5 protein-coding genes are annotated in these 4,155 nt (G+C 62.4%); 3 read left to right on the forward strand and 2 right to left on the reverse strand.

From position 1 onward, the window contains the following. Positions 1–545: class III extradiol ring-cleavage dioxygenase (locus Q0Y42_RS13960; RefSeq protein ID WP_297805002.1), on the forward strand; the 545-nt coding region annotated here is incomplete at its 5' end. Between the two features lie 58 nt (positions 546–603). Here the strand turns inward: Q0Y42_RS13960 and Q0Y42_RS13965 are convergent. Continuing rightward, entirely contained in the window at positions 604–990 is a 387-nt protein-coding gene (locus Q0Y42_RS13965) for a DoxX family protein (RefSeq protein ID WP_297805005.1), read from the reverse strand. Positions 991–1,050: 60 nt separating this feature from the next. Next, the gene (locus tag Q0Y42_RS13970) at positions 1,051–2,595 is read right to left on the reverse strand and encodes an AMP-binding protein (protein WP_297805008.1); all 1,545 of its coding nucleotides are present in this window, start codon (positions 2,593–2,595) and stop codon (positions 1,051–1,053) included. A 199-nt stretch (positions 2,596–2,794) separates the two neighbouring features. Here Q0Y42_RS13970 and lipA point away from each other — a divergent pair, with 199 nt between their 5' ends. Both lipA and Q0Y42_RS13980 read left to right on the forward strand, forming a co-directional pair. Then, the gene (gene lipA / locus Q0Y42_RS13975) at positions 2,795–3,757 is read left to right on the forward strand and encodes a lipoyl synthase (RefSeq protein WP_297805010.1); all 963 of its coding nucleotides are present in this window, start codon (positions 2,795–2,797) and stop codon (positions 3,755–3,757) included. 8 nt (positions 3,758–3,765) lie between these two features. Beyond that, a partial coding sequence (locus Q0Y42_RS13980; RefSeq protein WP_297805013.1) for a type II toxin-antitoxin system RatA family toxin occupies positions 3,766–4,155 on the forward strand: 390 nt, incomplete at its 3' end.

The raw sequence follows: 4,155 nt of genomic DNA on the forward strand, positions 1-4,155 counted from the left end.
TGCATGCCATGCAGTATCCGGCACCGGGCTCGCCCGAACTGGCCAAGCGCGTGTCCGAACTGACCGGCGCGATCATGACGGAGCAATGGGGTCTGGACCACGGCACTTGGTCGGTTCTGGCCCACGTCTGGCCCGATGCCGATGTGCCGGTGGTGCAGTTGTCGCTGAACCGCGAGCTTGATGCGCGCGGGCACTATGAGCTGGCGAAGACGCTGCGTCCCCTGCGGGACGAGGGCTATATCATCGCCGGATCGGGTGACTTCGTTCACAACCTCCGCACGTGGAAGCGCGAGGGCGGCGAGGCCTATGACTGGGCTAAGGACTTCAACGAGGCGGTGAAAGTGGCCTTTGTGAAGGGCGACCACGAGGCTCTGATCAACTGGGTCAGTCTGGCAGAGAATGCCCAGTTGTCGGTTCCGACCGATGAGCATTACCTGCCACTGCTCTATGTCGCGGCCCAGCAGGACGAGGGCGAAAGCCTGACCTTCTTCAATGATCAGGTCGTGGACGGCTCGATTTCGATGACGGGTGTGCGGATCGGCTGATCCGAAGGCCTAGCCAGAAATGAAAAGGGTGCGGACCCTGCGGCCCGCACCTTTTTTATTAGCGACGACGATTGTCGAGGGCGAAGCTTCCGGCCCCTGCCACCGACAGGAACAGGAAGGTGAAGCAGTAAAGCGCTGCCAGTTCGCCGCCGTTCAGCAGCGGATACAGACCCTTGGGCGCATGGGCGATGAAATAGGCCGCAGCCATGAAGCCCGACAGGATGAAGGCCACAGGCCGCGTGAACAGGCCGAGGATCAGCAGGATACCGCCCGCCAGCTCGATCGGGCCGGACCAGCCGATCAGGGTATTCAGGTCAATCGGCGCAGGCTTGGGCGCGGGAAAGCCGAAAATCTTCTGCGTCCCGTGCTGCACCAGCAGCAGGCCCGAGGCGATACGCATGGCACCCAGCGCGATGCCGTACCAGTCGATGTTGGCTTTCGCCATCTCACATGCTCCGCGAACAAAGAAGGCCGCCTTTGCGGGGCGGCCTTTTGTTGAAGTTTATCAGGCTGCCTCGGCCATTTTCTGAAGCGAGACGTAGTCGGTTTTGCCGGTGCCCAGTACCGGAATCTCGTCCACCTTCATGATCTTCTTGGGCACCACCAGCTCGGGCGCGCCATTGGCGCGGGCCCATGCGCTCAGGATCGCCGGTTCGGCGTCGTGGCGGTCGGTGATCAGGATCAGCTTCTCGCCCTTGCGGGTGTCCGGCACGGCCACGACGGCGTGGCGGTTGTCGGGCCACACGGCGCCTGCTATGCCTTCAACGGCGGTCAGGGAGACCATTTCGCCGCCGATCTTGGCAAAGCGTTTGGCGCGGCCCTTGATGGTGACGTAGCCCTCGGCGTCCACATCGACGATGTCGCCGGTGTCGAGCCAGCCGTCCTCGACCGGTTCCCAGCGCAGCGGATCGCCATTGGTGACATAGCCCGACATGATGTTCGGACCCTTGAGGAACAGGCGGCCACCGGCATCGACGCCCTCGACCGGTTCCAGCTTGTACTCGAGACCCGGCAGGATCTGGCCGACCGTGCCCGGGTGGTTGTTGCCCGGCTGGTTCACGGCCACGACAGGGGCGGCCTCGGACGCGCCATAGCCTTCCAGCAGTTCGACATTGCCGAACTTGCTTTCAAACAGGGCGCGGGTCTCGTCCTTGAGCTTCTCTGCACCGCCGACGGCGAATTTCACCGTGGCGAAGTCACCCGGTTCAGCCACACGGGCGTATTGGTTCAGGAAGGTGTCGGTGGCGAATAGCAGGGTCGCCTTAACCTGAGGAAGCAGGTCGGTGATCTGCTTGGCGTGCAGGGGCGACGGGTACTGGAACGACTTCAGGCCTTGCAGCAGCGGCAGGATGGCACCCGCCGTCAGGCCGAAGCAGTGGAAGGTCGGCAGCGGGTTGAACAGCACCCAATCCTTGTCCAGACCGATGTGGGCGTCCACCTGACGCGAGTTGGCGATCAGGTTCTTCTGGCTCAGCACCACGCCCTTGGGGGTGCCGAAGCTGCCCGAGGTGAACAGGATCACGCCCGGATCGTCAGGGTTGGTTTTGACCGCGAAACGCTTGGGAGCCAGACCCGCCGACAGGCCGTACAGCTTGTCCTTGAGGCCAATGGTCTTGCGAACATCATCCAGCCACACGACGTCGGCGACGGTTTCGATGGCGGCGATCAGATTATCCAGCGTGGCCTGTTCGACAAAGCGCTTGGCGGTCAGGACCTTGCGGACGCCCGAGGCCTTGATGGCGGCCTTCACATTGGTCTCGCCCGCCGTGAAGTTCAGCATCACCGGAACGCGGCCATGCGCGTGCAGGGCAAAGAAGGTGACGACCGTACCCATGGAGGACGGCAGCAGAATCGCGACGCGCTCGCCCTTCTCGGTCATGGCGGCGATCTTGCGGCCCAGCACGAAGGCGGCGCGGATCAGCCCCGTATAGGTGAGGGGGTTGCGGTCCTGATCTTCCAGGATTTCCTTGTCGCCGAAGTTTGCGCGCGCGTCGATCAGGGCGTCGATAAGCGAGCTGTCATACAGCGTCGGATCCAGCGATTGCCGCAAGGCTTTCCTCCTTGGAGAGCCTGCTTGCTCTCTCGGTCTATCAGGGCGGACCTCATTAAAGATGCGGGTCCATTTTGGAAAGACTCTGAAATGATCCGTGAGGATTGCAACGTTTTTTCGCGTTTTTTGTCATAGCGTAACGCAAGGTGAGACAGGGTTTGCCTTGCCTATTGGGTCACAAACGACGAAATAGCCGCCTATGGTCACCCTGATCGACACCCTCAAGACGTCGCCGTCGCAGCTTCGGCATCCGGAAAAGCAGAATCGCCCGGAGAGCCCCGTGCTGCGTAAACCCGACTGGCTGCGCGTAAAGGCGCCCGGCTCGGGTGAGTACAACGCCACCAAGGCGATCGTGCGCGAGAAGGGTCTGCATACCGTCTGTGAAGAGGCCGCGTGCCCCAACATCGGCGAGTGCTGGAGCCAGAAGCACGCCACCCTGATGATCATGGGTGACACCTGCACGCGCGCCTGTGCCTTCTGCAACGTCAAGACGGGCCTGCCGCAACCGCTGGACCCCGAAGAGCCGGCCAAGGTCGGTCTGGCCGTCCAGCAGATGGGTCTGAACCACGTCGTCATCACCTCGGTGGACCGCGACGATGTGTCTGACGGCGGTGCCGCCCACTTCGCCGAAGTGGTGCGCCAGATCCGCCTTCAGGCTCCGAACACGACCATTGAAATTCTGACGCCGGACTTCCTGCGCAAGGACGGTGCTGCCGAGGTGATGATCGACGCCCAGCCGGACGTCTTCAACCACAACCTCGAAACCGTTCCGCGCCTCTATCTGAAGATCCGTCCGGGTGCCCGCTACTTCCACTCCCTGCGCCTGCTGCAGATGGTCAAGGAGCGCGATCCGAACCAGTTCACCAAGTCCGGCATCATGGTCGGCCTTGGCGAGACCAAGGAAGAGGTCATGCAGGTGATGGACGACATGCGCTCGGCGGGTGTCGACTTCATCACCATCGGCCAATACCTGCAGCCGACCCGCAAGCACGCGCCGATCGACCGCTTCGTCACGCCGGAAGAGTTCAAGGCCTATGAGGCGATTGCCCGTGCCAAGGGCTTCCTGATGGTATCGTCCTCGCCGCTGACCCGTTCGTCGCACCATGCGGGTGACGACTTCGCCCGCCTGAAGGCGGCCCGCGAAGCCCAACTGCGCCGCTAAGGTCTTCCATGGCCGTCCATCGCGTCACGCGCATACTGCCTTATGCGCCCGACCAGCTTGCCGCGCTGGTTGCCGACATCGAGACCTATCCGCAGTTCGTGCCATGGATCACCTCCATGCGCGTCTGGAACCTGCGTGACGAGGCCGAGGGCGTGACCGTGCGCGATGCCGAGGCAGGCGTCGGTTTTTCCTTCCTGACCGAGAAGTTCTCGACGTGGGTGCGGTATGACCAGAACGCGCCGAAGGTCGAGGTCGGCCTGCTGCGCGGGCCGTTCAAGCATCTTAAGAACCGTTGGGAGTTCTTTCCTGACGAAAAAGGCACGCGCCTTGAGTTCATGATCGACTTCGCGTTCAAATCGCGGATGCTGGATATGATGCTGACGGCCAATTTCGATCTG

The sequence above is a fragment of the uncultured Brevundimonas sp. genome (assembly GCF_947305955.1).
Lineage (GTDB): Bacteria > Pseudomonadota > Alphaproteobacteria > Caulobacterales > Caulobacteraceae > Brevundimonas.

Excerpts from the sequence above, each read along its gene's own strand:
- lipA (WP_297805010.1), top strand. The coding sequence starts at position 2,795 with ATGGTCACCCTGATCGACACCCTCAAGACGTCGCCGTCGCAGCTTCGG.
- Q0Y42_RS13965 (WP_297805005.1), bottom strand. The coding sequence starts at position 990 with ATGGCGAAAGCCAACATCGACTGGTACGGCATCGCGCTGGGTGCCATG.